The 22,514-nt window shown below is 67.6% G+C and carries 21 protein-coding genes and 1 tRNA gene; 14 read left to right on the top strand and 8 right to left on the bottom strand.

The genetic code is table 11. The features are described from left to right. Positions 1-167: 167 nt before the first annotated feature. Entirely contained in the window at positions 168-1,328 is a 1,161-nt protein-coding gene (locus MOM01_RS20725; RefSeq protein WP_241387322.1) for a GIY-YIG nuclease family protein, read from the bottom strand. Between the two features lie 112 nt (positions 1,329-1,440). Here MOM01_RS20725 and MOM01_RS20720 point away from each other — a divergent pair, with 112 nt between their 5' ends. Continuing rightward, positions 1,441-2,460, top strand: coding sequence for a hypothetical protein (locus MOM01_RS20720; protein WP_241387321.1), 1,020 nt, complete (start codon positions 1,441-1,443; stop codon positions 2,458-2,460). 64 nt (positions 2,461-2,524) lie between these two features. Next, a complete protein-coding gene (locus MOM01_RS20715) occupies positions 2,525-3,124 on the top strand; it encodes a putative glycolipid-binding domain-containing protein (protein ID WP_308197021.1) in 600 nt (199 codons plus the stop codon). Here MOM01_RS20715 and MOM01_RS20710 read toward each other — a convergent pair. Further along, positions 3,121-4,470 carry an amidase gene (locus MOM01_RS20710; protein WP_241387320.1) on the bottom strand — a complete coding sequence of 450 codons (1,350 nt, stop codon included), beginning with the start codon at positions 4,468-4,470 and terminating at the stop codon, positions 3,121-3,123. The two genes, MOM01_RS20715 and MOM01_RS20710, sit on opposite strands and share 4 nt — an antisense overlap. After that, a complete protein-coding gene (locus tag MOM01_RS20705) occupies positions 4,458-5,420 on the bottom strand; it encodes a prephenate dehydrogenase (protein WP_374112350.1) in 963 nt (320 codons plus the stop codon). The genes MOM01_RS20710 and MOM01_RS20705 overlap by 13 nt, the downstream gene beginning before the upstream one ends. Before the next feature lie 48 nt (positions 5,421-5,468). Here MOM01_RS20705 and MOM01_RS20700 point away from each other — a divergent pair, with 48 nt between their 5' ends. From MOM01_RS20700 to MOM01_RS20685, 4 genes are all read left to right on the top strand, one after another. After that, positions 5,469-6,029, top strand: a complete 561-nt coding sequence (locus MOM01_RS20700; protein ID WP_241387318.1) for a tRNA adenosine deaminase-associated protein — start codon at positions 5,469-5,471, stop codon at positions 6,027-6,029. Next, positions 6,030-6,506, top strand: a complete 477-nt coding sequence (locus tag MOM01_RS20695) for a nucleoside deaminase (RefSeq protein ID WP_241387317.1) — start codon at positions 6,030-6,032, stop codon at positions 6,504-6,506. It abuts the gene before it with no gap. Positions 6,507-6,552: 46 nt separating this feature from the next. Next, positions 6,553-6,643, top strand: a tRNA-Ser gene (locus MOM01_RS20690). Between the two features lie 281 nt (positions 6,644-6,924). Further along, positions 6,925-7,347 carry a DUF732 domain-containing protein gene (locus MOM01_RS20685; RefSeq protein WP_241387316.1) on the top strand — a complete coding sequence of 141 codons (423 nt, stop codon included), beginning with the start codon at positions 6,925-6,927 and terminating at the stop codon, positions 7,345-7,347. A 184-nt stretch (positions 7,348-7,531) separates the two neighbouring features. Here the strand turns inward: MOM01_RS20685 and MOM01_RS20680 are convergent, their stop codons facing one another. The 3 genes from MOM01_RS20680 to MOM01_RS20670 form a co-directional block, all read right to left on the bottom strand. Further along, complete coding sequence (locus MOM01_RS20680) at positions 7,532-8,500, bottom strand: Acg family FMN-binding oxidoreductase (RefSeq protein WP_241387315.1); 969 nt, start codon at positions 8,498-8,500, stop codon at positions 7,532-7,534. A 347-nt stretch (positions 8,501-8,847) separates the two neighbouring features. Further along, complete coding sequence (locus MOM01_RS20675) at positions 8,848-9,870, bottom strand: zinc-dependent alcohol dehydrogenase family protein (RefSeq protein ID WP_241387314.1); 1,023 nt, start codon at positions 9,868-9,870, stop codon at positions 8,848-8,850. A gap of 53 nt (positions 9,871-9,923) precedes the next feature. Next, on the bottom strand, positions 9,924-10,721 hold the full coding sequence (locus MOM01_RS20670; protein WP_241387313.1) for an SDR family oxidoreductase: 798 nt from the start codon (positions 10,719-10,721) through the stop codon (positions 9,924-9,926). A 41-nt stretch (positions 10,722-10,762) separates the two neighbouring features. Between MOM01_RS20670 and MOM01_RS20665 the strand changes: the two genes are divergently transcribed. Next, the gene (locus MOM01_RS20665) at positions 10,763-11,257 is read left to right on the top strand and encodes a metallophosphoesterase family protein (protein ID WP_241387312.1); all 495 of its coding nucleotides are present in this window, start codon (positions 10,763-10,765) and stop codon (positions 11,255-11,257) included. Here the strand turns inward: MOM01_RS20665 and MOM01_RS20660 are convergent, their stop codons facing one another. Beyond that, positions 11,258-11,797: a TetR/AcrR family transcriptional regulator gene (locus MOM01_RS20660; protein ID WP_241387311.1), complete on the bottom strand. Its 540-nt coding sequence runs from the start codon at positions 11,795-11,797 to the stop codon at positions 11,258-11,260. It abuts the gene before it with no gap. A gap of 99 nt (positions 11,798-11,896) precedes the next feature. Here MOM01_RS20660 and MOM01_RS20655 point away from each other — a divergent pair, with 99 nt between their 5' ends. Continuing rightward, the gene (locus tag MOM01_RS20655; protein WP_374112349.1) at positions 11,897-13,447 is read left to right on the top strand and encodes an MFS transporter; all 1,551 of its coding nucleotides are present in this window, start codon (positions 11,897-11,899) and stop codon (positions 13,445-13,447) included. A gap of 9 nt (positions 13,448-13,456) precedes the next feature. After that, a complete protein-coding gene (locus MOM01_RS20650) occupies positions 13,457-14,143 on the top strand; it encodes a YceI family protein (RefSeq protein WP_241387310.1) in 687 nt (228 codons plus the stop codon). Here MOM01_RS20650 and MOM01_RS20645 read toward each other — a convergent pair. Continuing rightward, complete coding sequence (locus tag MOM01_RS20645) at positions 14,124-15,077, bottom strand: sterol desaturase family protein (RefSeq protein WP_241387309.1); 954 nt, start codon at positions 15,075-15,077, stop codon at positions 14,124-14,126. The genes MOM01_RS20650 and MOM01_RS20645 overlap by 20 nt on opposite strands. A 153-nt stretch (positions 15,078-15,230) precedes the next feature. Here MOM01_RS20645 and MOM01_RS20640 point away from each other — a divergent pair, with 153 nt between their 5' ends. The 5 genes from MOM01_RS20640 (at position 15,231) to MOM01_RS20620 (ending at position 22,510) form a co-directional block, all read left to right on the top strand. Continuing rightward, positions 15,231-15,695, top strand: coding sequence for an RrF2 family transcriptional regulator (locus tag MOM01_RS20640; protein WP_241387308.1), 465 nt, complete (start codon positions 15,231-15,233; stop codon positions 15,693-15,695). A 96-nt stretch (positions 15,696-15,791) separates the two neighbouring features. Further along, a complete protein-coding gene (locus MOM01_RS20635) occupies positions 15,792-16,385 on the top strand; it encodes a TetR/AcrR family transcriptional regulator (RefSeq protein ID WP_241387307.1) in 594 nt (197 codons plus the stop codon). A gap of 81 nt (positions 16,386-16,466) precedes the next feature. Beyond that, positions 16,467-18,803: an MMPL family transporter gene (locus tag MOM01_RS20630; RefSeq protein WP_241387306.1), complete on the top strand. Its 2,337-nt coding sequence runs from the start codon at positions 16,467-16,469 to the stop codon at positions 18,801-18,803. 93 nt (positions 18,804-18,896) lie between these two features. After that, positions 18,897-20,624 carry an ABC transporter ATP-binding protein gene (locus MOM01_RS20625; RefSeq protein ID WP_241387305.1) on the top strand — a complete coding sequence of 576 codons (1,728 nt, stop codon included), beginning with the start codon at positions 18,897-18,899 and terminating at the stop codon, positions 20,622-20,624. Next, positions 20,621-22,510, top strand: a complete 1,890-nt coding sequence (locus MOM01_RS20620) for an ABC transporter ATP-binding protein (protein WP_241387304.1) — start codon at positions 20,621-20,623, stop codon at positions 22,508-22,510. Before MOM01_RS20625 ends, MOM01_RS20620 begins: the two co-directional genes overlap by 4 nt. Positions 22,511-22,514 lie beyond the last annotated feature (4 nt).

Raw genomic sequence — 22,514 nt, 5'->3', positions numbered from 1 at the left:
GGTGTGGGAGAGTAGGACACCGCCGAACACCCGTTCCGAAAAGGGACCCACGACAGTGGGTCCCTTTTCGTGTTTCTGCAGCCGGAAATGCAGCGGCAGCAAGTGCATTCGAGCGCCCGATGCGCTGCTTCCCGGCACTGTGCAATCCACCGGGAAGCAGCGGAAGACTACGGGCGCGGCGCCTTGGGCCGCGCGACCGGCCGCGGCAGCGCGCGAGTCAATCGCGGAGCCCAGCCGTGTGACGGCCAGCGTTTGAGGCCGAGACGATCCGGTGTGAGGCGGGTATTGACGAACGTCCTCTCGAGTTCGTCGTCGGCTTCTCCGATGAAGCGGTACAGAATCGTTCCGCCGTTCTCCTCCGTGCGAGCGGCCGCCTCCCACCCGGTGGCGCGATAGACCGCCCGCACGATGTTGTCTGCCACCACGACGATGGGCAGCCCGTCGATGGCGCGAGCCGCCGCTCCCGCCGGCCAGGCCTTGGAGGCGAGTTCACGCACCGCGGCAGGGGACGCCTTCTTCGCTTCGTTGATGCGCAGCACCACACACGGTGTCGGCAATTCGGGAGCAGGCGAGGCGGAATACTGACGCACGAGTTCGGCGATCGGAATCGCTGTGCGGTCGGCCTCGGACTCCTCCGTCGCTCCGGCGAGGTTGGTGAGAACCGCTTCGCCCCGATGCGGTTCGGTCAACCCGAGCGCGGCGATGACGGCTTCGGCTGTGACCACAGCGGTGTGCTCGGCGTCGGATTTCGGATGCAGCCCGTCGGCGACGACGAAATGCTCCACGGCGTAACCGGACTCGTAGACGGTTCGGATGCGCTGCAGAGCCGCCTCGGTCTCGGGAGTCGACAGTGGTGCCTTCTCGCCGGCTTCCGTGAGTTTCCCGGTCTCGCCGAGAGCGGTCCACACCAGAGTGAAGATCCGGTTTCCTCGTCCGGCACCCACGTAGAAGATGCTCCGGTCCCGAGGATCGAGCAGTGCGTAGACATACGCGCCGAGCTGGTCGCAGATGTTCTTCGGAAGCAGTTTCGGAGTGGGTGCACGGTCGTCGACCTGATTCACGAGGGCGCGCAGGACTGTCAGACGGAGCGCCACCGGCACCCTGCCGGCCGACCCGTCGAACAGCTCGCGGTTCGCTGCATCCACGGAGCCGAAGGTGCGTCCGATATGACGAGCGAGTGCGCCGAGCGCATGGGTGAACTCCGCAAGTCTCTGGCGTGGATCGTCCGCGGTGTCCGGCAGCTCGTTGCTGGTCAGGAACATCTGGATCTCGGGAGATTCCAGCAGAGTTTGGGCAATGTTCGGAGGAACTGTCCACACTGTGCGCATAGAGCGACTCTAGGCCACACAGCAGGTCGGGGCGTCGGTCCGCGCAGGCGCCGCGCCGCCGAATGTGCTCGGCGAACGCGACCGGGACGCCGAGCGGGATAAGGTCCGATCCATGACAGCGGTGACGACCCGTACCCATTCTCGGTTGCTGCGGGACGCTGCCTCGTCCGGGCAGGTCGAAGCGCTGCTGATCCTCGCGGTCGCCACCATTCTGATCACGCGCCTGTACCTGCACGTGACCGGTTATCCGCAGGTCGGCGGGGCCGTCCTGCATGTCGCTCACGTGCTCTGGGGCGGTCTGCTCATGGTGGCGGCGTTGATGATGTCGTTGACCTTCCTCGGACGAGCACCGCGCCGGATCGCGGTGGTCCTCGGTGGCATCGGTTTCGGTTTGTTCCTCGACGAGGTCGGCAAATTCGTCACGAAGACGAACGACTACTTCTTCCGTCCGTCGGTGGCGATCATGTACGTCGTGGTCGTGCTGCTGCTCGTGGCCAACCGCACGGTGCATCGTCGTCAGGGGCTTTCGCCCGACGAGTACCTGGCGAACGCGGCGGCGACCGCGACGGACGGGTTGGTGCACGGACTGACATCGACCGATCGGGATCAGGCTCGGGTCCAGCTCGACCGTGCGCGTGAGGGTGGGGTCGATCCCGAGGCCGTCGAGCAGATCGGAATCCTGCTGGATCGGTGTCGAGAGGCGCCCCCGCGACTGTCGGCGATCTCGCTTCGCTTGCCCGAGCAGTTGCGTGGTGAGCACAGCGTCCGGGTGGCGGCGGTTCTGCTGACGGTGTTCTCCGTCGGGATCCTCGTCAATGCTGCAGTCACTCTGGAAGGCGATCTTGCCGAGCGGTCGAGCGATGTCACGACGGTGATCCAGCTCGTCGGCTCCGCCGCCACGGTGCTGCTCTGCGTGGCCGGCACGGTGGGACTGTGGCGGGGCCGGCAGTGGGCGGTCCGCGCTTTGCGTGGCGCCGCTCTGATCACGGTGTTCTTCGTCGACGTCCTGGAATTCGCGGTCCGGGAGTTCGGCGCGCTGATCAACGTCGCCGTCGGTGCGGCGGCGTTGTCGGTCTTCTCCCACCATCTGCGCCGGGTCTCCCGGCGCGAGACGCCGGCCGACACGGCATAGACGTCAGGGGTGAATCACGGCACCGCTGCCCCCTGTGTGGGCTTCGTCGCTTAACGTATAGATCGTGAGCATCTCAGCCTCGGACGCCACCGGTTCCGCGTCGACCTGGCCCGCGCTCCTCACGTGGCGTGCGGTCGACGTACCTCGGATGGAGTCGGTACGAGTACAGCTTTCCGGCCGGCGGATCAAAGCCGCCGGACGCATCGTGGCTGCGGCGTGCGCAGACCATCCGGCATTCAGTGCGTCGTACGACCTGGTGACCGACGAGAACGGTGTCACGCGTCGACTGTCGGTACGCACGACACTTGCGTCGGGTGAGCGGCACATGTCTCTCACCAGGTCGGAAGAGGGCATCTGGATGTCCGACAACGGCATCAACCACCAGCGGTCCACCTTCGGTGGGGCGCTCGACGTGGATGTGGTGTTCAGCCCCTTCTTCAACGCGCTGCCGATCCGCCGATACGACCTGCAAGCCGGTGCGGACGATGTGGAGGTGCCTGTCGTCTACGTCGATCTCGTCGACCTGAGCTTCCAGGAGGCCACGATCGTCTACAGCAGCGCTTCCGACGGTATCCACGTGCTCTCGCCGCGTTCGTCGTCGTCGGTGACCGTCGACGGCGACGGTTTCGTCCTCGAGTATCGGGGTCTGGCCTCGCGAATCTAGGGCTGCCCGGAGCCCTCCACGGCGAGGGCCACGGCGAGCGCAGCCGATTCGGCGGGGTGACTGCCGTGCCCGTGGGTACCGCCGGTCAGTCCGACGACCTGCAGACCGACCGGCCTCGAACCTCCGTCCGGCGCCGGCACGGACAGCGCCGGAACTCCGAGCACGCTGAACGGAATGCACTTCTGCAACAGGGGCCCGCGGAGTTCGGCGGGATCACTCGTCAGAGGTGCTGAGCGCATGCCGGTCGTGACGGTGAGCAGCGCATCCAGTTTCTCGACGGTCCGCAAGCGGTGCACGACGTCGTGCCGCAGCTTCGTCACCGCTCTGGCCGCCCGGATGTACTCGTGTGCGGGCCGGTCGCGCTGCGCGGCGAGCAGTGCGGCCGTCGGGGGCTGATAACGGTCCGGATCGGCTTCGAACCACGCACGATGCGTCTCGTACGCTTCCGACCCGGTGACCACGGGATACAGCTCGAGCATGTCGTCGGTCTCGGGCAACTCCACGTCGACGACGCGGGCACCGAGGTCGGCCAGGGTGCGGCACGCCGTCTCGACCGCCTCGGCGAAACCGGGGTCGGACTGTTCCCAGATGCCGCCGCGCAGGCGCCCGATGCGGAGTTCGGAGACGGGGGTGCGGAGATGTGCGATACCGGGAAGTGCGCCCCAGGCGAGCGAGGCATCCAGGGCGTCCGCCACGAGCAGGCCGACGTGGTCGAAGGTGGTCGACAGCGGGAACACGCCCTGTTCCGGTAGCGCTCCGAAGCCGGGCTTGAATCCGACGATCCCGCACAGCGCGGCCGGAGTCCGCACGCTGCAGCCGGTGTCGGTGCCGAGCGCGACCGGCACGACACCTCGCGCGACCAGCACGGCCGATCCCGAGGACGAACCGCCGCTGATCAGATCGGGATCGTGGGGGTGTGCGGCAGGGCCGGACGCATTGACCAGCCCCGTGGGTCCGTAGGCGAACTCGTGGAGGTGGGTCTTCGCCACCACGACGGCACCTGCCTCCCGGAGCTTCTCGACGATGCGGGCGTCGCGGCGTGCTGCCGGGGCGGATTCGAGTACTGCACTACCGCATCGGGTGGGCATCCCGGCGACGTCGATGTTGTCCTTCACGGCGACGGCCACACCGTGCAGCGGCCCGATCCAGTTCCCTGCCGCGAGCTGCTCGTCGGCCGCTGCCGCTGCCTCGAGCGCTGCCTCGTCGTTCCGGGCGGCGACGGCGTTCTCCCAGGGCGTACCGGTCAGTGCGTCGAGGTCGGCGAGGACCGAACGGACATGCTCGGTGGAGGTCGTCCGGCCGGTGGTCAGGGCCGACGCCGTATCGCGCAGGTTCATCGCGTCCACACTCCACCGCGGCGTCCGGCTTCACGGAAGGCCGTGATCCAGCCGTCGTCGCCGGGTTGCGTCCCGCTGATGGGCTCGCGGCGCCGCTGCTCGTAGCGCGCCCGAGCTGCATGGCCGGCGCGGGTGAGATCGGACGTGCTGCCGTCGGCAAGGTGCTCCCGGGCCACCCTCAGTACGTCGAGAGTCTCGTCGAGGGTGACGAGCAGAGCGTCGGCGTTGCCCTCGCACATCGCGTCCACCAGGGCCGGGGCAGTCGCCGCGACCCGCGTGCCGTCCCGGAACGATCCGGCGGCGAGACCGAGCGCGAGATCGCCGCCTCCGGCGCCCGACAAGGCCAGTGCTTCGGCGAGCAGGTGGGGGAGATGCGACACTCGCGCCACTGCCGCGTCGTGTTCCGCCGATTCGGCGGGCACGACGACGGACCCGCAGTCGAGGGCGAGATCGGCGACCTGCCGCCACACCTCGGGATCGGTGCCGTCGTCGACAGTGACCACCCACACGGCGTCGCGGAAAAGTTCGGCGGTCCCGGCCGACCAGCCGGATTCGGCGGTGCCGGCCATGGGATGACCGCCCACGAAACGTCGCGACAGTCCGTGCGCAGCGACGGCAGCCGCGACCTGTGCCTTGACGCTCACCACGTCGGTGAGCGCGACCTCGGGTGCGTGCTCTGCCACCGCCTCGAGAATGCTGCCGACCGCCGGCATCGGCACCGCGATCACCACGAGGGCGTCGGAGGCGGCGGCCCGGCGCAGGGTCGCCGTCAGATCGGTGGACGCGTCGAAACCGTCGGCGACGGCAGCATCGACGACCTGCGAGGAGCGGTTGTAGCCCCAGGCTGGGCGACCGGTCGCCACGGCTGCGCGCAACAGGGAACCACCGATCAGACCGAGGCCGAGGACACAGACAGGCGGGGATGAGACGGCTGAGGACACCACATCAGGTTGGCATATCCCGTGCTGGGCTTCATTCACCGGACGCGGCAGACTACCGTTGCGCTCATGGCTGCACAGCGTGTAGGGAACAAGAGCCCTTCCGTGAATTCGAGCGGGAACCCCGCAGGTAGTTCGAGCGACGACCTCGACGGTTTCGCCGTCGCCGTGACGCGTGAGGAAGGTCGTTGGAAGTGCCGGGCGTTGTCCGGTACCGCACTGACGAGTCTCGACACCGCGGTGACGGAGCTGAGGGAGTTGAGAAGTTCCGGCGCGGTGTTCGGCTTGCTGAACGTGGACGACGAGTTCTTCGTCGTCGTGCGCCCCGCACCTGCGGGAACGCGACTGCTCCTGTCCGATGCGACGATGGCCGTCGACTACGACATCGCCGCCGACGTCCTCGATGCGCTGAACGTCGAGATCCCCGACATCGATCCGGACGAGCTGGACGAGATCGAGCCGTGGGAGGAGGGCGATCTCGGCATCCTGGCCGATATGGGTCTGCCGGAGCCCGTGCTGTCGGTGATCCTGTCGGAGACCGATCTGTATCCGGACGAACAACTCGAGGAGATCGCGCAACGTCTCGGTTTCGACGATGTGCTCGGTAAGACCCTCGACAGTCTCCGTTAGATGGGTCTGCGCGACGACGAGGAACTGATCCGGGTCGCGCTGGAGGCCGCCGCTGCCGCGCCTGCCGGTGATGTGCCGGTGGGCGCGGTGGTGTTCGCGGCCGACGGCACCGAGATCGCGCGGGCGGCGAATTCGCGGGAGGCCACCGGCGATCCGACCGCCCACGCAGAGGTGCTCGCCCTGCGTGCGGCCGCGCAGGTGTACGGGGACGGATGGCGTCTCGAGGGTGCGACCCTCGCCGTCACCCTCGAGCCGTGCACGATGTGCGCGGGTGCGCTGGTGCTCTCCCGGGTCTCACGCGTGGTCTTCGGCGCGTGGGAGCCGAAGACGGGGGCCGTCGGGTCGTTGTGGGACGTCGTGCGGGATCGTCGGCTCACTCACCGCCCGGAAGTGCGCGGGGGTGTGCTCGAAGCCGAGTGCGCCGCGGTGCTCGAAGTCTTCTTCCGAGACCGGCGCGGTTCGGCGACAGAGCTGTGAACAGGCGATTTCAGGATGGGGGATCCGATCCGCTAAAGTCGTCAACGGTGGCGTGACCGAGCGGCCGAAGGAGCGCGCCTCGAAAGCGCGTGACGGGTAACCCCCGTCCGTGGGTTCAAATCCCACCGCCACCGCCAGAAAGCCCCTCACCTGTTCAGACAGGTGAGGGGCTTTTTTGTCGGTGGGGTTGGTTCGAGCGCCAGCTTCGGGCACACATTGGGCACTTACGTGCGCGTACCGGGTGGGGGCTCGGCTACCACGATCCGGATCACTCTCGAGCAGGTCCGCGAAGGGTCGGTCGCGTGCCGGCGTTGGTTTCTCTTGTAGACCGGCGTGCCGCGGTAACGCCAAGGCGAGATATGACGAATTTAGATAGAGATATGTCCAGAATGCCTCGAATGTCCCTATGTAGGTGGGGGTGCCTGGCGACGAGTTCGAAAGCGATGAGTACATGGTGAACAAGTTTGGTTTGCGGGCGAGTTTGCTCTTCGCTGCAGTTCTAGTCGTGACTGGTTGTTCGAGCAATGGTTCCGCGATCCGTGAAGCGGCGTACCTCGACCAACTCGATGCAGCGAGAGGTAGTTATTCGGATGCCACTCTGATTACTGCAGGCCGAGAGGTTTGCGCGGACGTCGCCGATGGGAACGGTGATGCAGCTTTCGCGGGGCTTACCGAGCAGGTAGGCCTGGTGAACATGATGCGAGTAATGTCCGCCGCTTTCACTGAGCTCTGTCCTGATGTGGTGCCCGATGAGATGCAGGGCACCTTGAACGAACTGCAGAAGTCCGTCCGAGATCTCGATCAGTCTCTTCACGATTTCGGCGCCAAGTACGGAAGTTGAGGTTCGCGACAACTCGGTTGTCGCCGATGTTCTAAGTCCAGTCCCACCATCGGCGGACAAGCCCGACCGGTTCAGAAAATGGGGCGAATTCTTGCACCGTTAATCCTGGGTCGAGGGGGGTGTCGGCACCCATAGGGCTTTCTCGTTCGGCGAGCCACCCGCCCCCGCCGGTCGCTTCGGCCGGTCAGGCCGCGAGCATCTCCGCGACGGGCCGCCGCGGTGTGGCGGAGAGGGGCGTCGAGTTCTCGGGCCTCCAGCCGACCCGGATCATGGCCTGCGGATACGCGCAGTCGTGGAGCAGCCCGCTGCGAATTTCCTGCCGTGTCTCGGCGATGCCCAACGCCTCGGTCTGGACACTGGTGGCCAGACCCAGATGCGTGGCGGTGAGCAGAAGTGCGCTGACCGCTTCACCTGCCCGCAACTGGGCCCGCCGGTCGTCGTGCGGAGTGCCGAGTACGAGCCACTGTGCGCCGTCGGGCCGATCCGCCGGTTCCTCGAGCGCAGGGTCGGCGAAGCTGCGCACCGGTACGTTGCCGGCGAGCGGTGCAGTGGGAACGTTGCGCGAAGGGACGCCGTCGGTGATCCGATTACGTCCGCTCCAGGCCATGATTTCGCCCTGATAACCAGGATCGGTCTCGTGCAGGCCCGCGGCGCGAAGCATCGGCGCGGCGAGCAGGGGCAACATAGGAGCGGGTACCTGCCGGATGACCGCTCCGAAGGAGCCGACCTGGGTCGCGAGCGAGCGCATATGGCCGACCGGTATCGACTGAGGTACATAGTGACGCCGATCGGTGCGGCGCAGCGGGATGGCGGCCGCCTGGTCGATCCGGGATTCGCTCGGGTGCTGCCGAACGGTGCGAACCGTGGCCAGATGATCGGGAGCGGAACGGTCCGGAAAGTACTCGACGGTGGAGGCCCACCCCGAGGCGGACAGTGCGACGCGCAGGTGATGCAGCGTCGCACCGCAGCTCACAAGGAGGGAGCGCCGGGTGGAGTCGGTCACGGAGAGCTGACGGCGGGTATCGGCGAAGAGTTCGATCCCGGCGGTGGTCGGGCGCCATATCCACGGCTGCGTGTTGTGTATCGAAGGCGCTCGGACGGCCATCTCGAAGGCGTTTTCGAGGGCCTCGAGGTCAGGGGCCACATATGTCATCGACGGTCCTCCCCCCACGTGACTGCCGCTCGCTGTGGGGGTCGTGAGACGTCGAGAGGAGGCCGGACTCGGCGGCGGCGATGAAGGAGCGAACAACGCCCACCCTGCATCTGTCCGAGGCAGGAAATCGATTCGACCGCGGCCGGCGCCGGAGCCACCGGACGCCATCTCAGAGGGGTGGGGGCCACACCGACGGCGCGCTGTAATTCTCCGGTGATTACGCGCTGGCTCCATTGTGCTCGCTCTCCCCGCGTCCGGGAATGCGTTGAGAGGTTCGCCACGTGGCATTCGTGGTCATCCCTCACATTCCGGGCAGGTGAGGGCAGTTCGTCCCCGGGACCTCCGGATCAGGGACGCAGCAGCGCCTTGATCGCACGCCGCTCGTCCATCGCCCGGTAACCCTCGTCCGCCCGCTCCAGCGGCAGGTCGAGGTCGAACACCTTTCCCGGGTCGATCTCCCGATTCGGGATCAGTTCGATCAGGTGGGGCAGGAAGCGCCGCACGGGCGCCGGGCCTCCGTGCAGATGCACCTCGGCGAAGAAGAGTTCGTCTCCGGGCAGTTGTACGCCGTGGGACACCCCGACATATCCGACGTATCCGCCCGGCCGGGTGGACCGGATCGCCTGCATCATCGACTCCTGCGTGCCCACCGCTTCGACCACCGAATGCGCACCGAGACCGTTCGTCAGTTCCTTCACCCGCGCCACACCGGCGTCGCCACGTTCGGCGACGATGTCGGTGGCGCCGAACTCGCGCGCCAGGGCCTGCCGGTCGCTGTGGCGACTCATGGCGATGACGCGTTCGGCGCCGAGTTGCCGGGCGGCCAGGACCGCGAGAAGACCCACTGCGCCGTCACCCACGACGGCGACTGTTCTGCCCGGACCCGCGTCGGCGGCGACAGCACCGAACCAGCCGGTTCCGAGGACGTCGGACGCGGCAAGAAGTCCGGGGATCAGGTCGTCGTCGGGCATCGCGGGCGTGGCGACGAGAGTGCCGTCCGCCAGCGGGATCCTCGCGAACCCGGCCTGTGTACCGATGGCACCCATCGGTCTGGCGTCCACGCAGCGGGACTGATAGCCGGCACGGCAGACGTCACAGGTGTTGTCGGAGGCGAAGAAGGACCCGACGACGAAGTCGCCGACCTGCAGGGTTGCCACCTCGCTGCCGATCTCCCGGACCACTCCCACATATTCGTGGCCCATCGGGGCCGGACCGTGGACGTCCTCGACTCCTCGATAGGGCCACAGATCGGAACCGCACACGCAGGTCGCGTTGACCTCGATGATCGCGTCGGTGGGTTCGACCAGCACGGGATCGGGACGCTCCTCCACGCGCACGTCGCCGGGGGCGTGGATGATCACTCCGCGCATGAGGGGTCCTTTCTCCGGGAGGCTTGCTCGTCGATGGGAGGCATGCTCGTCGATCAGAGTTCGCGCCAGCCCCCGTCGTTCATGTCGTGTCCGTGCGCGGCCATGAGCATCAAGCCGCCGTCGACGGGGATCGAGCGGCCCGTCAGGTACGACGAGCGGGGGGAGGCGAGGAACGCGATGACGGAGGCGACCTCGTTGACGTGTCCGGGCCGTCCCGTGGGGTTGCCCGGTCGTTCCTCGTGGAAGGCTTCCGATTCGTCCATCCCCGTCATGGGTGTGGCGATCTCACCGGGAGCTACCGAATTGACGGTGATGCCGTATCTCGCCCATTCGAGTGCGAGGCACTGCGTGAGCATGCCGAGTCCGGCCTTCGCGGTGCAGTAGGCGGACGCGCCGAAACGAGGAATGTGCTCGTGGACGCTGGTGACGTTGACGATCCGGCCGCCCTTGCCGGAGGCAATCATGTGACGCGCGGCCTGTTGCGAACACAGGAAGGGACCGTCGAGGTCGGTTGCGAGCATCTCGCGCCACCGGTCGTAGGAGAGGTCGAGCGCCTCGTCGCGGTGGCCGGTGCCGGCATTGTTGACGAGTACTCCCAGTCCTCCGAGCCTGCCGGCGAGATCGTCGATCACCTCGGCGGTGTCCGGGCTCGTCAGATCCTGCCGGGCCACGAAACAGCGCCCACCGCGCTGTTCGATCGCGGCGCGTGTGTCCTCGGCCCCGGCCTCGTCGCTGTGGAAGGTGATGCCGACGTCGAAACCTTCGGCAGCGAGCAGTTCGGCGGTCGCCTTGCCCATGCCGGAATCGGCGCCGGTGACGATGGCGAGTCTGTCGTGAGCGGGGGTGGTCATGGACTGTGGTTACCCGCGGATCGGGGCGGCACACTGACCGTATGGAGTTGTTGCTGCTCGCGGATACCCACGTTCCCGCTCGTGCGCGCGATCTTCCCCCTCGGGTGTGGGAGGAGGTCGAGCGTGCCGACGTCGTCGTGCACGCGGGGGACTGGGTCGACGTCGCCCTGCTCGATGCGCTCGAGGAACGGTCGAGACGGCTGGTCGCGTGCTGGGGCAACAACGACGGTCCGCTCCTGCGCGACCGGTTGCCGGAGGTCGCGCGCGTCACGCTCGGGGGTGTGCGTCTGGCGGTCGTGCACGAGACCGGGGCGTCGGCGGGCCGGGACCGGCGAATGGCCGCGGCCTGTCCCGATACCGACGTTCTGGTCTTCGGCCACTCCCACATTCCCTGGGACTCGACCGCGCCGGGCGGGTTGCGCCTGCTCAATCCGGGTTCTCCGACGGACCGGCGCCGGCAACCGCACTGCACGTACATGACGGCGACGATCGAGGGCGGGACGTTGCGTGACGTCGAGTTGCGCCGGCTCGGTTGATCAGTCGCCCGCGCCGGTCAACCTCTTCACCACTTCGAGGAGTTCGTCGACGGCCTCCGGTGGTGTCGCGTTGGTCTCACCCGACATCGCGGCGCCGTAGTAGAGCCCGTCTCCGATGAGCATCACAGCACGGGCGGCAGCGGGATCGGTGACCTCGTCTGCGAGCGCGTCGAGCCAGCCTCGATGGATGCGCCGCAGGGCTTGCCGTGCCCGGGGGTTCGCGGTCTGGCTCAGGCGGGTGGTGGCGACGATCGCCCGGTCGAGCGGGGTGTCGGCGAAGACCGAGGTACGGATGTAGTAGGCCGTCGGTCCTTCGGGTGCTGCGCGCATCAGTTCGGCGTCGTCGGCTGCGAGTGTCTCGAGGTGTTCGGCGAGGCCGTCGACGAGGGCGTCCTTGGACGGGAAGTGGTAGAGCAGCCCGCCTTTGGACACACCCGCCGCCGCGGCGACGGCGTCGAGCGTGGCGGCGCGCTCACCCTGCTCGAGCAGGATCGTCACGAACGCCTCGAGGAGTTTGGCGCGGGCGGAGGGGGCAGGCACGCGTCCGATCGTACGGGCGCCGTTACTGTACCGTCCAGCTGGTATAGTAACGGGGGTTCGTCTCCGACTCCCGAAAGTTCGATACCCGTGGCGACAACCGTGCCTACCTCGGAACTCAGTGCGACAGCGCCCAAGGCCGGCGGTCGCGACTGGGCTGCACTCGCGGTGCTGATGCTCCCGGTGCTGCTCGTCTCGGTCGACAACACCGTCCTCTCCTTCGCCCTGCCCGAAATCTCGGCTGCACTGCAGCCCACCGGCGCGCAGCAGTTGTGGATCATCGACATCTATCCACTGGTGCTCGCGGGCCTGCTGGTGGCGATGGGCAGCCTCGGTGACCGCATCGGGCGTCGCCGGTTGCTGCTCGTCGGCGCGACCGGCTTCGCCGCCGTGTCGGTGGCTGCGGCCTATGCGCCCACCGCGGAGTTGCTCGTGACCGCTCGCGGTGTGCTGGGCTTCTTCGGAGCCATGCTCATGCCGTCGACACTGTCGTTGCTGCGCAACATCTTCCACGACGCCGCGCAACGCCGCCTCGCCATCGCCGTCTGGGCCTCGTGCTTCGCGGCGGGCGCCGCGCTGGGGCCGATCGTGGGTGGGTTCCTTCTCGAACATGCCTGGTGGGGTTCGGTCTTCCTGCTTGCGGTGCCGGTGCTGATCCCTCTCCTGGTGCTCGCCCCGATTTTCGTTCCCGAATCGAAGGATCCGAATCCGGGGCGCATCGACGTGGTGAGTATCGCGTTGTCGATGCTCGCGCTCGCTCCGATCGTCTTCGCGATCAAGAAGACTGCCGAAGGGGGCATCGGCATCGGAGTGCTCGTCCCGGCCGTGATCGGCGTGGTGGCGCTCGTGGCCTTCGTGCGGCGGCAGCTCCGGCGACCCGACCCGATGCTCGACGTCCGCCTGTTCCGTGTCCCCACCTTCTCCGGCGCCGTCGCGGTGAACCTGCTCTCGGTGGTCTCCCTCGTCGGCTTCCTCTTCTTCGTGTCCCAGCATCTCCAGCTGGTGATCGGGCAGAGCCCGATGCAGGCCGGTCTGAGCCTGGTGCCGGGACTGGCCGTGATGGTGGTGGCCGGCATGTCGGTGGTCGCGCTCGTGCGATGGGTGCAACCGTCGTCGATCATCGTCTCGGCACTGCTGTTATCGGCGATCGGATATGCACTGGTGTTCCTGCTCGCATCGCCGTCGGCGCTCACGCCGATCATCGTGGCGTTCGCCGTCCTCGGAGCGGGCATCGGTGCGGCCGAGACGTTGTCGAACGACCTCATCGTCTCGAGCGTCCCTCCGGCGAAGGCGGGTGCGGCCTCGGCGGTGTCGGAGACGGCCTACGAGATGGGCGCGGTCCTCGGCACGGCCGTTCTCGGCTCGGTGCTGTCCGCGTCCTACAGCGCGCACCTCACGCTTCCGTCCGGGCTCAGCATCTCCCAGGCCGAGGCCGCCCGTGAGACGCTCGGCGGCGCCCACGCCGTGGCGCAGGACCTTCCCGCCGACCGCGCCGACGCTCTGATCGCGGCCGCAGGCTCGGCGTTCGACAGTGGTGTCACCATCACATCCGGTATCGGGGTGGTGCTCATGGTCGTCTCCGCCGTGGTGGCCTGGCGCACGTTGCGAGAGCGTCGGAGCGAGGCGTCCCCCGAGAGAGCCCCGATCGTTTAAATTTGCAGCATGCGCAAACTCGTGTGGGCGCTCGTCGCCGTCGTGGTCGTCGCGTTGCTCGGCTTCTTCGTCGCGCCATGGATGTACGGGACGTTCATCGCGGAGGACGATGCTCCCGCCGCGTCCGTGTCCACCGAGGGTGCCCAAGCCGCGAGCGGGACACTCGACGGTCGGTGGGTCGTCGTCCCCGGTATCGAGCCCAATCGCACCGCCGCGGGCTACACCGTGCACGAGATCCTGCGTGGCGCCGATGTCACCGTGGTCGGCAGCACGGATCAGGTCTCCGGTTCCGCGACCGTCACGGACGGGACTCTCACCGCCGCGGAGGTGGTAGTTCAGGTGGACGGCATCACCACCGACAGCGGTCAGCGCGACAACCAGTTCCGCACCCGGGTGATGGACACCGCCCTCTACCCGACGGCGACATTCGTGCTCACCGAACCCGTGGAGCTGACGTCCCTTCCCGAGGACGGCTCCACGGGCACCGTGACGGCGACCGGCACTCTCACCCTGCGCGATCAGGAAAGGCCGGTGAGCGTCGACGTCGAGGTGCTGCGCACCGCCGACCGTCTCGTCGCATCCGGCAGCATCCCGACCACCTGGTCGGACTACGGAATCGAGGCGCCGAATCTGGGATTCGTGACGGTCGACGATGCGGGGAGCATCGACTTCCTCGTCACGCTCGAGCAGAGCTGACGGCCTCCGTACCGGTCTCGCCGGCAGCCGCCGGCCGCGGCGACCAGCCGGGAGGACCGAAGGCGTAGCCGAGCTTGTCGCGCAGGCGGCCGGCCGCGCGCCAGTCGCGGGCGATCGCACGGTACTCGTGGGTCTGCAGATCCCAGATGTTGTACGTACCGACCGGCGTGGTCAGGCCGTAGGTGGGACGGTGCTCTTCGGCCTTGAAGGTGCCGAACATCCGATCCCAGACGATGAGGATGCCCGCGTAGTTGCGGTCGAGATAGTCGGCATCCGAGCCGTGGTGCACCCGGTGGTGCGAGGGGGTGTTGAACACGAACTCGATCGGCCGGGGGAGTTTCCCGACTCGTTCGGTGTGCACGAAGAACTGGTAGACGAGGCTGACGGAGAACCCGACGAAGACCATCCAGGGTGGGATGCCGATGAGCGGAAGCGGCAGCCACATGACGATCTCGCCGCTGTTGTTCCACTTCTGGCGCAGCGCCGTGGCGTAGTTGAAGTACTCGCTCGAATGGTGCGCCTGGTGGGTGGCCCACACCAGCCGCACCCGATGCGCCATGCGGTGGTACCAGTACCAGAGGAAATCGATGCCCACCAGCAGGACGACCCAGGTGTACCAGGCGTCGGCCGGGAGGTGCCAGGGTGCGACGTAGACCCACAGCGCCGAATAGCCGACGAGGGCCAGGACCTTCCACGCCGCGCTGGTGGCGATGGAGACCAGCCCCATCGACAGGCTCGCCCGCGCGTCGCGCATCTCGTATCCGCCACGGGGCGGGCGCACCCGACCGTCGGGGCCGGGCTCGGCGTGCTCGAGTGCGCGAGCGGCGACCCATTCCAGGATCAGGAAGGTCAGGAAGGCCGGAATCGCCAGGGCCACCGGATCGTGGAGCGGTTCGAGCAGTGACTCCCACGACCGCACCAGGGTCTCCCGCATCGCGACACCCTTTCGGTAAGTGTGAACAGTGGTCCACCCTACCTGTGCTGTGGCCTGCATCACCAGAGCCGGAGCGGTGGCGGCGTCGATACCGGGCGTCGCGGGTTGCTGGTAGGAATTGAGCGTCCCGTCGGCAGTTGCGAGAGGCCTGGCATGCACATCACCGCGAGGGTCGACTACGCCGTGCGGACCATGCTCGAACTCGCGGCGATCGACGACGGACGCCCGGCGAAGGCGGAGGCTCTCGCGACGGCACAGACCATCCCGCACAAGTTCCTGGAGGCCGTGCTCGCCGACCTCCGCCGAGGCGGGCTGGTGAACAGCAGGCGAGGGCCCGAAGGCGGTTACTGGCTCGCCCGTCCGGCGGCCGAGATCTCCATCGCGGATGTCATCCGCGCGGTCGAGGGCCCACTCGCCTCGGTGCGCGGGGAGCGGCCCGAGGATGTCGCCTACCACGGAGTGGCGGAGACGTTGCAGAACGTGTGGATCGCAGTGCGGGTGAATCTGCGGGCCGTCCTCGAGGAAGTCACACTCGCCGACGTCGTCTCGGGTGAACTTCCCGGCGCTGTGGAGGAGCTCACGAAGGATGCGGGCGCCTGGGAGCGTCGCCGCGTGTGAGACCGGGTACCCGACAGGGTCGTATGTGGGCTATTTCATAATTTTGCAGAACTCTGCAAACTTGCACGACTCTGCAATTTCGGTACCTTCGAAGGAGTGACGACAGCTCCCGGCCTTCGCGACCGCAAGAAGGCAGCCACCCGCGCGGCCCTCGCTGCGGCCACTGCGGAACTGGCACGCGAACACGGTCTGCACACCGTGACGGCGGACGCGATCGCCGCACGCGCAGGCGTTTCCACCCGCACCTTCCACAACTACTTCGCAAGCAAGGAAGATGCAGTCCTCGTCTATCTCGAGAGCAGGGTCGAGGAATGGCTCGATCTGCTGCGTGATCGTCCCGCCGGCGAACACATCATGGATTCGTTGCTCACGGTGGCGCTGGAGATAGTCCGGAACACCGACTGGCCGTTCGACGAGATCGTCGCGTGCATCACGCTGCTCGAGGAGAGCAACGTGCTGCTGTCCCGGCAGATCGAGGTCGAGCGCCGTTCGTCGCAATTGCTCGTTGAGATCATCGCCGAGCGCACGGGTACCGATCCGGCTTCGGACGTGTACCCCTCGCTGCTGAACTACGCGGCGATGGGGGCGATGCGTGCGGCGATGGAGACCTACATGTGCGGAAGCACCGACAGGCCCGTCGAAGACCTCATCCGCGACGCCTTCACCCACCTCCGGCGCGGCTTCCCGTAGCCCGGGAACCGGCAGCACAGGACTCGGCCGTCCCCGACAGCCGAACCCCCGAACAGAGTTTTCCGAAAGAAAGGGTGCCTCGTGGCGACCTACCTGTACCGGCTGGGCAAGTTCGCCCACAGACGCAAGGGCGCGGTGCTGTCCTTCTGGATCGCGCTGCTCGTCCTGTTCGGGGTCGGTGCCGCGACTCTGTCCGGGCCCACCACCGATGCCTTCACGCTTCCGGGCACTCCGGCACAGAAGACCCAGGACCTGATGGCCGAACGGTTCCCCTCGGCCCAGGATCCGATGAACGGCCTCAGCGCGCGCTACGTCTTCGCGGCGCCCGACGGGCAGACGCTCGACGAACCCGCCAACATGGCTGCGATGGACGAGGTCCTCGCGGCGGTGCGCGGCATCGACCGTGTCTCGCCGCCCGCCAAGGTCGACCCCGCCACGGCGGCCCCGGAGGAGCAGGCGGGCGCACTCGTCAACCCGGTCCTCGCCGATGCCGGCCTCGTCGAACAGATGAAGGCCGTCGCCGCACAGCAGGGCACCCCCGAAGAAGCCGCTCTCGCCGACGCGGCGGCCCTGTCGCCGCTGAGCCCCGACCGGACCGTCGGCTTCGTCACCGTTCCGTTCGACGGTGAGATCACCGACGTCGATCAGGCGCTGCGCGATCAGATCCGCGACGCCGCCGAGATCGCCCGCGATGCGGGCCTGACCGTCGAGATCAGCGGTACCGCCGCCGCCGAGATGACCATGCCCGGTGGCACCGCCGAGCTCATCGGCATCGGCATCGCCGCCATCGTGCTCACCTTGACCTTCGGTTCGCTCGTCGCCGCCGGGCTTCCGCTGATCACCGCACTCGTCGGTGTCGGCATCGGCAGCCTCGGCATCACCATCGCCACGGGCTTCGCCGACCTCAGCTCGATGACCCCGACGCTGGCGATCATGATCGGCCTGGCCGTGGCGATCGACTACTCCCTGTTCATCGTGTCCCGCTTCCGGCACGAACTCACCATCACCTCGGATCGCGGCGAGGCCGCCGGACGCGCCGTGGGCACCGCCGGTTCCGCGGTCGTCTTCGCGGGCCTGACGGTCATCATCGCTCTCATGGCGCTGAGCGTCGTCGGTATCCCGTTCCTGTCGGTCATGGGTTACGCCGCCGCGTTCACTGTGCTCATGGCCGTGCTGATCGCGGTGTCGCTGCTGCCCGCCGTGCTCGGACTGTTCGGCGAGAAGGTCTTCGCCGGCCGTATCCCGTTCCTGAACAAGCGCGAGCACGGGGAGGACAATCCCGGAGCGGGTGCCAAGTTCGTGGGCGTCATCACACGCCGCCCGCTGATCCCGCTCATCGGCGGCGTGGTCGTTCTCGGCGCTCTCGCCCTGCCTGCCACCGGCCTGCAGCTGGCGCTGCCCTCGGAAGCCACCGCGGATCCCGCCACCAGCGCCCGTAAGGCCTACGAACTGGTCGACGACGGGTTCGGTCCCGGCCGCAACGGCCCGCTGGTGGTCGTCGCCGACGCCCGGGACGCCGATGTGGAGTCGCCGGTCGCCTTCGGTGCGGTCGTCGACGCCCTGTACGAGCACGACGAGGTCGTCAACGCCCAGATCGTCGCCGTGAACGAGGAGGGCGACACCGCCCAGATCCTCGTGACACCGCGCAGCGGCCCGACCGATCCCGCGACGATGGATCTCGTCCAGAGCATCCGTGACGACGAAGCCCCGCTGAACGAGGAGTTCGGCCTGTCCTACGGCGTGACCGGCCAGACCGCACTGGAAGGCGACGTCTCCGACAGCCTGCAGAGCGCTCTCGCGCCGTATCTCGCGGTCGTCGTCGGTCTCGCCTTCATCCTCCTGATGCTGGTCTTCCGATCGATCCTGGTTCCGCTCACCGCGACCCTGGGCTTCCTGCTCAGCGTCCTGGCGACCTTCGGCGCGACCGTGGCCGTCTTCCAGGACGGCTGGGGCGGTCTGATCTCCAACCCGCAGCCCATCGTGAGCTTCATGCCGATCATCCTCATCGGCGTCGTCTTCGGTCTCGCGATGGACTACCAGGTGTTCCTGGTGACGCGCATGCGCGAGGACTACGTGCACGGCGCGAGCGCGCTGGACGCCGTGCGCAGCGGCTTCGCCCACGGCGCACGCGTGGTGAGCGCAGCGGCGATCATCATGATCTCCGTGTTCGCGGCGTTCATCGCCGAGCCCGACTCGCTGATCAAGTCGATCGGTTTCGCGCTCGCCGCGGCCGTCTTCTTCGACGCCTTCATCGTCCGCATGGTGATCATCCCGTCGGTGATGGCGCTGCTCGGCGACAAGGCGTGGTGGTTGCCGAAGTGGCTCGACAAGATCCTTCCGAACGTCGACGTCGAGGGCGAGAAGCTCACCCGCGAACTCGCCACCACCGAATCGACACCGGAATCGGCACGCGTGTGACGATTCACCGGGCGGCCGCGCACCTCGCCGGGTGCGTGGCCGCCCGCCTGTCCGCGGACGTCCCCGCACGGAGGCGCAGGTAGCGTAATGCCCATGTTGCTACGGCTGTTGCGCCGCTTCCTGGCGCCCTACCGGGGCGCCCTCGTGGCAGTGGTGCTCCTGCAGCTGGTCGCCACCGGAGGCATGCTGCTGCTCCCGAGCCTCAACGCCGACATCATCGATCACGGCGTCGCCGCCGGCGATATCGACTACATCATGCGGACCGGCCTGATCATGCTCGCGATCAGCGCCGTCGAGATCGGTGCGGCGATCGGCGCGGTCTACTTCGCGGCGCGGGCCGCGATGGGTTTCGGCCGCGACGTGCGATTGGCGATGGTCCGTGGGGTCGGACGGTTCTCGGCGCGAGAGTTCGGTACCTTCGGTGCGCCCTCGCTGATCACCCGGAACACCAACGACGTGCAGCAGGTCCAGATGCTCGTCCTCATGACCTGCACCATCGTGGTCACTTCCCCGATCATGGGGATCGGCGGTGTGATCATGGCGTTGCGCGAGGATCCGGGAACCTCGCTCGTGCTGGTCGTCGCGGTTCCGGTACTGATCCTGACGATGGTCACGCTCATCGCGCTGATGCTGCCCGGCTTCCGGGTCATGCAGAAGCGCATCGACTCCGTCAACCGGGTGCTGCGTGAACAGATCACCGGTATCCGCGTCATCCGGGCGTTCGTCCGGGACGAGACCGAGCGTGGCCGCTTCGACCGGGCCAACGACGATCTGACCGCGACCGCCCTGCGCGTCGGTCGTGTGAACTCCGTGCTGTACCCGGCGGTGCTCCTCATCTCGAACGTGAGCACCGTGGCGGTCGTGTGGGTGGGCGGGCACCGCATCGACGCCGGCGAGATGCAGATCGGTTCGATCACCGCGATGATCACCTACATCGCCCAGATCCTCATGGCCGTGCTCATGACGTCGTTCGTCGCGATCATGGCGCCCCGCGCGGCGGTGTGTGCGGAACGCATCCTCGAGGTTCTCGACACCGAGCCGACGGTGGCCACGCCCGCCGAGCCCGTCCGCGCCCTCCCCCCGCGCGTCACCCTCGAACTGCGCGACGCCGGCTTCTCCTATCCGGGTGCCGATGCGCCCGTGCTGAGCGGGGTGTCCTTCCGGGCCGATCCCGGGACCACGACCGCGATCATCGGCGGCACCGGTTCGGGGAAGAGCACCCTGATGCGGCTCGTGCCGCGCCTGATCGACGTCACCGCCGGCCAGGTCCTCGTCGCCGGTGTCGACGTCCGGGCCCTCGACACCGCTGTGCTGCGTTCGCGTATCGCCGTGGTCCCGCAGAAGGCCTATCTGTTCTCCGGCACCATCGCCGACAACCTCCGCTACGGACGCGCCGACGCCACCGACGACGAGTTGTGGCACGCGCTCGAGATCGCGCAGGCCGCGGACTTCGTCAGCAAGACCGAGGACGGTTTGAACACCGTCCTGTCCCAGGGCGGGACCACCGTCTCCGGCGGTCAGCGGCAGCGACTCGCGATCGCGCGGGCCCTCGTCCGCCGGCCGGCCATCTATCTGTTCGACGACGCCTTCTCCGCACTCGACCCGGCCACCGATGCGCGGTTGCGCGCCGCTCTCGAACCCGAGACACGCGACGCGTGTGTCCTCATCGTCGCCCAGCGGGTGTCCACGGTGCAGGATGCCGACCGCATCGTCGTCCTCGACAACGGCATCATGGTCGACTCCGGGACGCATCTGGGGCTGCTGGGCCGGTGCCGGACGTATTCGGAGATCGTCGAGTCGCAGAGGATGGCCACGGTATGACGACTCCCGAAGCCGCCTCACCGTCGCGCCTGCGCACGATCCGCAGGGTTCTCGGTCTGCTGCATCCGCACCGCTACGCGGTGTACTCGGTGCTCCTCGCTGCCTTCCTGGGTGTCGTGAGCATGTCGATCGCACCCTTCGTTCTCGGCCGTGGCACCGACGTCGTCTTCAACGGTTTCGTGGGGATGCAGCTCCCGGACGGCCTGTCCAAGGAACAGGCGGTCGCGGGCTTGCGGGCCGACGGGCGCGACCAGTTCGCCGACATGGTCTCGGGTATGAACGTGGTGCCGGGCATGGGCATCGACTTCCCGGCGCTGACCCGGATCCTCGTCATCGCGCTCGCGCTCTATCTCCTCTCGTCCGGCCTGATCTGGGTCGCGGCCTACGGCCTCAACGAGATCGTGCAGCGTGTCGTGCGCGACATGCGGTCGCGGGTCGAACGCAAGATCCACCGGCTGCCGCTGCGGTATTTCGACACCCATTCGCGCGGCGACCTCCTCAGCCGCGTCACCAACGACATCGACAACGTCTCGGCGGGCATGCAGGAGTCCATCTCCCAGCTCGTCCTCGCCGTGCTGACGCTCCTCGGCCTCGTGGTGATGATGCTGTTCATCTCGCCGATGCTCGCGCTCGTCGCGATACTCACGGTCCCGGCATCGGTGGTGGCGACGATGCTGGTCGCGCGCCGCTCGCGCAAGCACTTCGCCGCGCAGTGGGAGACCACCGGCAAGCTCAACGGCCAGATCGAGGAATCGTTCACCGGGCACGAGCTCATCACCGCCTACGGACGGACGGAGGAGGTGCAGCGTCGCTTCACGGAGACCAACGAGTCGCTGTACCAGGCCTCCTACCGGGCGCAGTTCGTGTCGGGACTGGTGATGCCCTTCGTGACCTTCCTCGGCAATGTGGGCTACGTGGTGATCGCGGTTCTCGGTGGTCTGCGGATCGCCTCGGGAACCGCGACGCTCGGTGAGATCCAGGCGATGATCCAGTACTCCCGGCAGCTCGTGCAGCCGCTCGCCCAGATCGGCGCGATGGTGAACCTGCTGCAGTCGGCGTCGGCGTCGGCCGAGCGGGTGTTCGCGGTGCTCGACGAACCGGAGGAAGAACCGGAGGCTCCGGCACCGACGATGCCGTGGAGCCGGCACGGACTCGTCGAATTCGAGAACGTCTCGTTCTCCTACACGCCCGAGCGGCCCCTCATCGAGAACCTGTCGTTGCGGGCCGAACCCGGCCAGATGATCGCGATCGTCGGGCCCACGGGCGCGGGCAAGACCACGCTGATCAATCTGATCCTGCGGTTCTACGAGGTCGACGAGGGCAGGATCCTCGTCGACGGCGTCGACATCCGGTCCATGTCCCGCGACGAACTGCGTTCACGCATCGGCATCGTCCTGCAGGACACCTGGCTGTTCGGCGGGACCATCCGCGAGAACATCGCGTACGGCAATCCGCACGCCACGGAGAACCAGATCATGTCGGCGGCCCGCATGAGTTACGTCGACCGGTTCGTCCGGGCGCTTCCGGACGGATACGACACCGTCATCGACGAGGAGAACGACGGGAGTCTCAGTGCCGGTGAGCGCCAGCTCATCACGATCGCGCGCGCGTTCGTGTCCAAGCCGTCGATCCTCATCCTCGACGAGGCGACGAGTTCGGTGGACACCCGCACCGAACTGCTCGTCCAGCAGGCGACCGCCCGATTGCGCGACGACCGCACCAGCTTCGTCATCGCGCACCGGCTGTCCACCATCCGGAACGCCGACCGCATCGTCGTGATGGAGGAGGGGCGCATCGTCGAGCAGGGCACCCACGAGGGGCTGCTCGAAGCGGCCGGGGCGTACGCACGCCTGTACGACGCGCAGTTCAAGGCGCTCGTGGAGTGAGCGG

It is taken from the genome of Rhodococcus sp. CH91 (genome assembly GCF_022554085.1).
Classification (GTDB): domain Bacteria; phylum Actinomycetota; class Actinomycetes; order Mycobacteriales; family Mycobacteriaceae; genus Rhodococcus.
The sequence above is the reverse complement of the archived record's forward strand: the minus strand, read 5'-3'. Positions and strand labels throughout refer to the sequence as shown.

Excerpts from the sequence above, each read along its gene's own strand:
- MOM01_RS20650 (WP_241387310.1), top strand. The coding sequence starts at position 13,457 with ATGCGCAAACTCGTGTGGGCGCTCGTCGCCGTCGTGGTCGTCGCGTTG.
- MOM01_RS20700 (WP_241387318.1), top strand. The coding sequence starts at position 5,469 with ATGGCTGCACAGCGTGTAGGGAACAAGAGCCCTTCCGTGAATTCGAGC.
- MOM01_RS20675 (WP_241387314.1), bottom strand. The coding sequence starts at position 9,870 with ATGCGCGGAGTGATCATCCACGCCCCCGGCGACGTGCGCGTGGAGGAG.
- MOM01_RS20640 (WP_241387308.1), top strand. The coding sequence starts at position 15,231 with ATGCACATCACCGCGAGGGTCGACTACGCCGTGCGGACCATGCTCGAA.
- MOM01_RS20645 (WP_241387309.1), bottom strand. The coding sequence starts at position 15,077 with ATGCGGGAGACCCTGGTGCGGTCGTGGGAGTCACTGCTCGAACCGCTC.
- MOM01_RS20620 (WP_241387304.1), top strand. The coding sequence starts at position 20,621 with ATGACGACTCCCGAAGCCGCCTCACCGTCGCGCCTGCGCACGATCCGC.
- MOM01_RS20680 (WP_241387315.1), bottom strand. The coding sequence starts at position 8,500 with ATGACATATGTGGCCCCTGACCTCGAGGCCCTCGAAAACGCCTTCGAG.
- MOM01_RS20720 (WP_241387321.1), top strand. The coding sequence starts at position 1,441 with ATGACAGCGGTGACGACCCGTACCCATTCTCGGTTGCTGCGGGACGCT.
- MOM01_RS20665 (WP_241387312.1), top strand. The coding sequence starts at position 10,763 with ATGGAGTTGTTGCTGCTCGCGGATACCCACGTTCCCGCTCGTGCGCGC.
- MOM01_RS20670 (WP_241387313.1), bottom strand. The coding sequence starts at position 10,721 with ATGACCACCCCCGCTCACGACAGACTCGCCATCGTCACCGGCGCCGAT.
- MOM01_RS20625 (WP_241387305.1), top strand. The coding sequence starts at position 18,897 with ATGTTGCTACGGCTGTTGCGCCGCTTCCTGGCGCCCTACCGGGGCGCC.
- MOM01_RS20725 (WP_241387322.1), bottom strand. The coding sequence starts at position 1,328 with ATGCGCACAGTGTGGACAGTTCCTCCGAACATTGCCCAAACTCTGCTG.
- MOM01_RS20695 (WP_241387317.1), top strand. The coding sequence starts at position 6,030 with ATGGGTCTGCGCGACGACGAGGAACTGATCCGGGTCGCGCTGGAGGCC.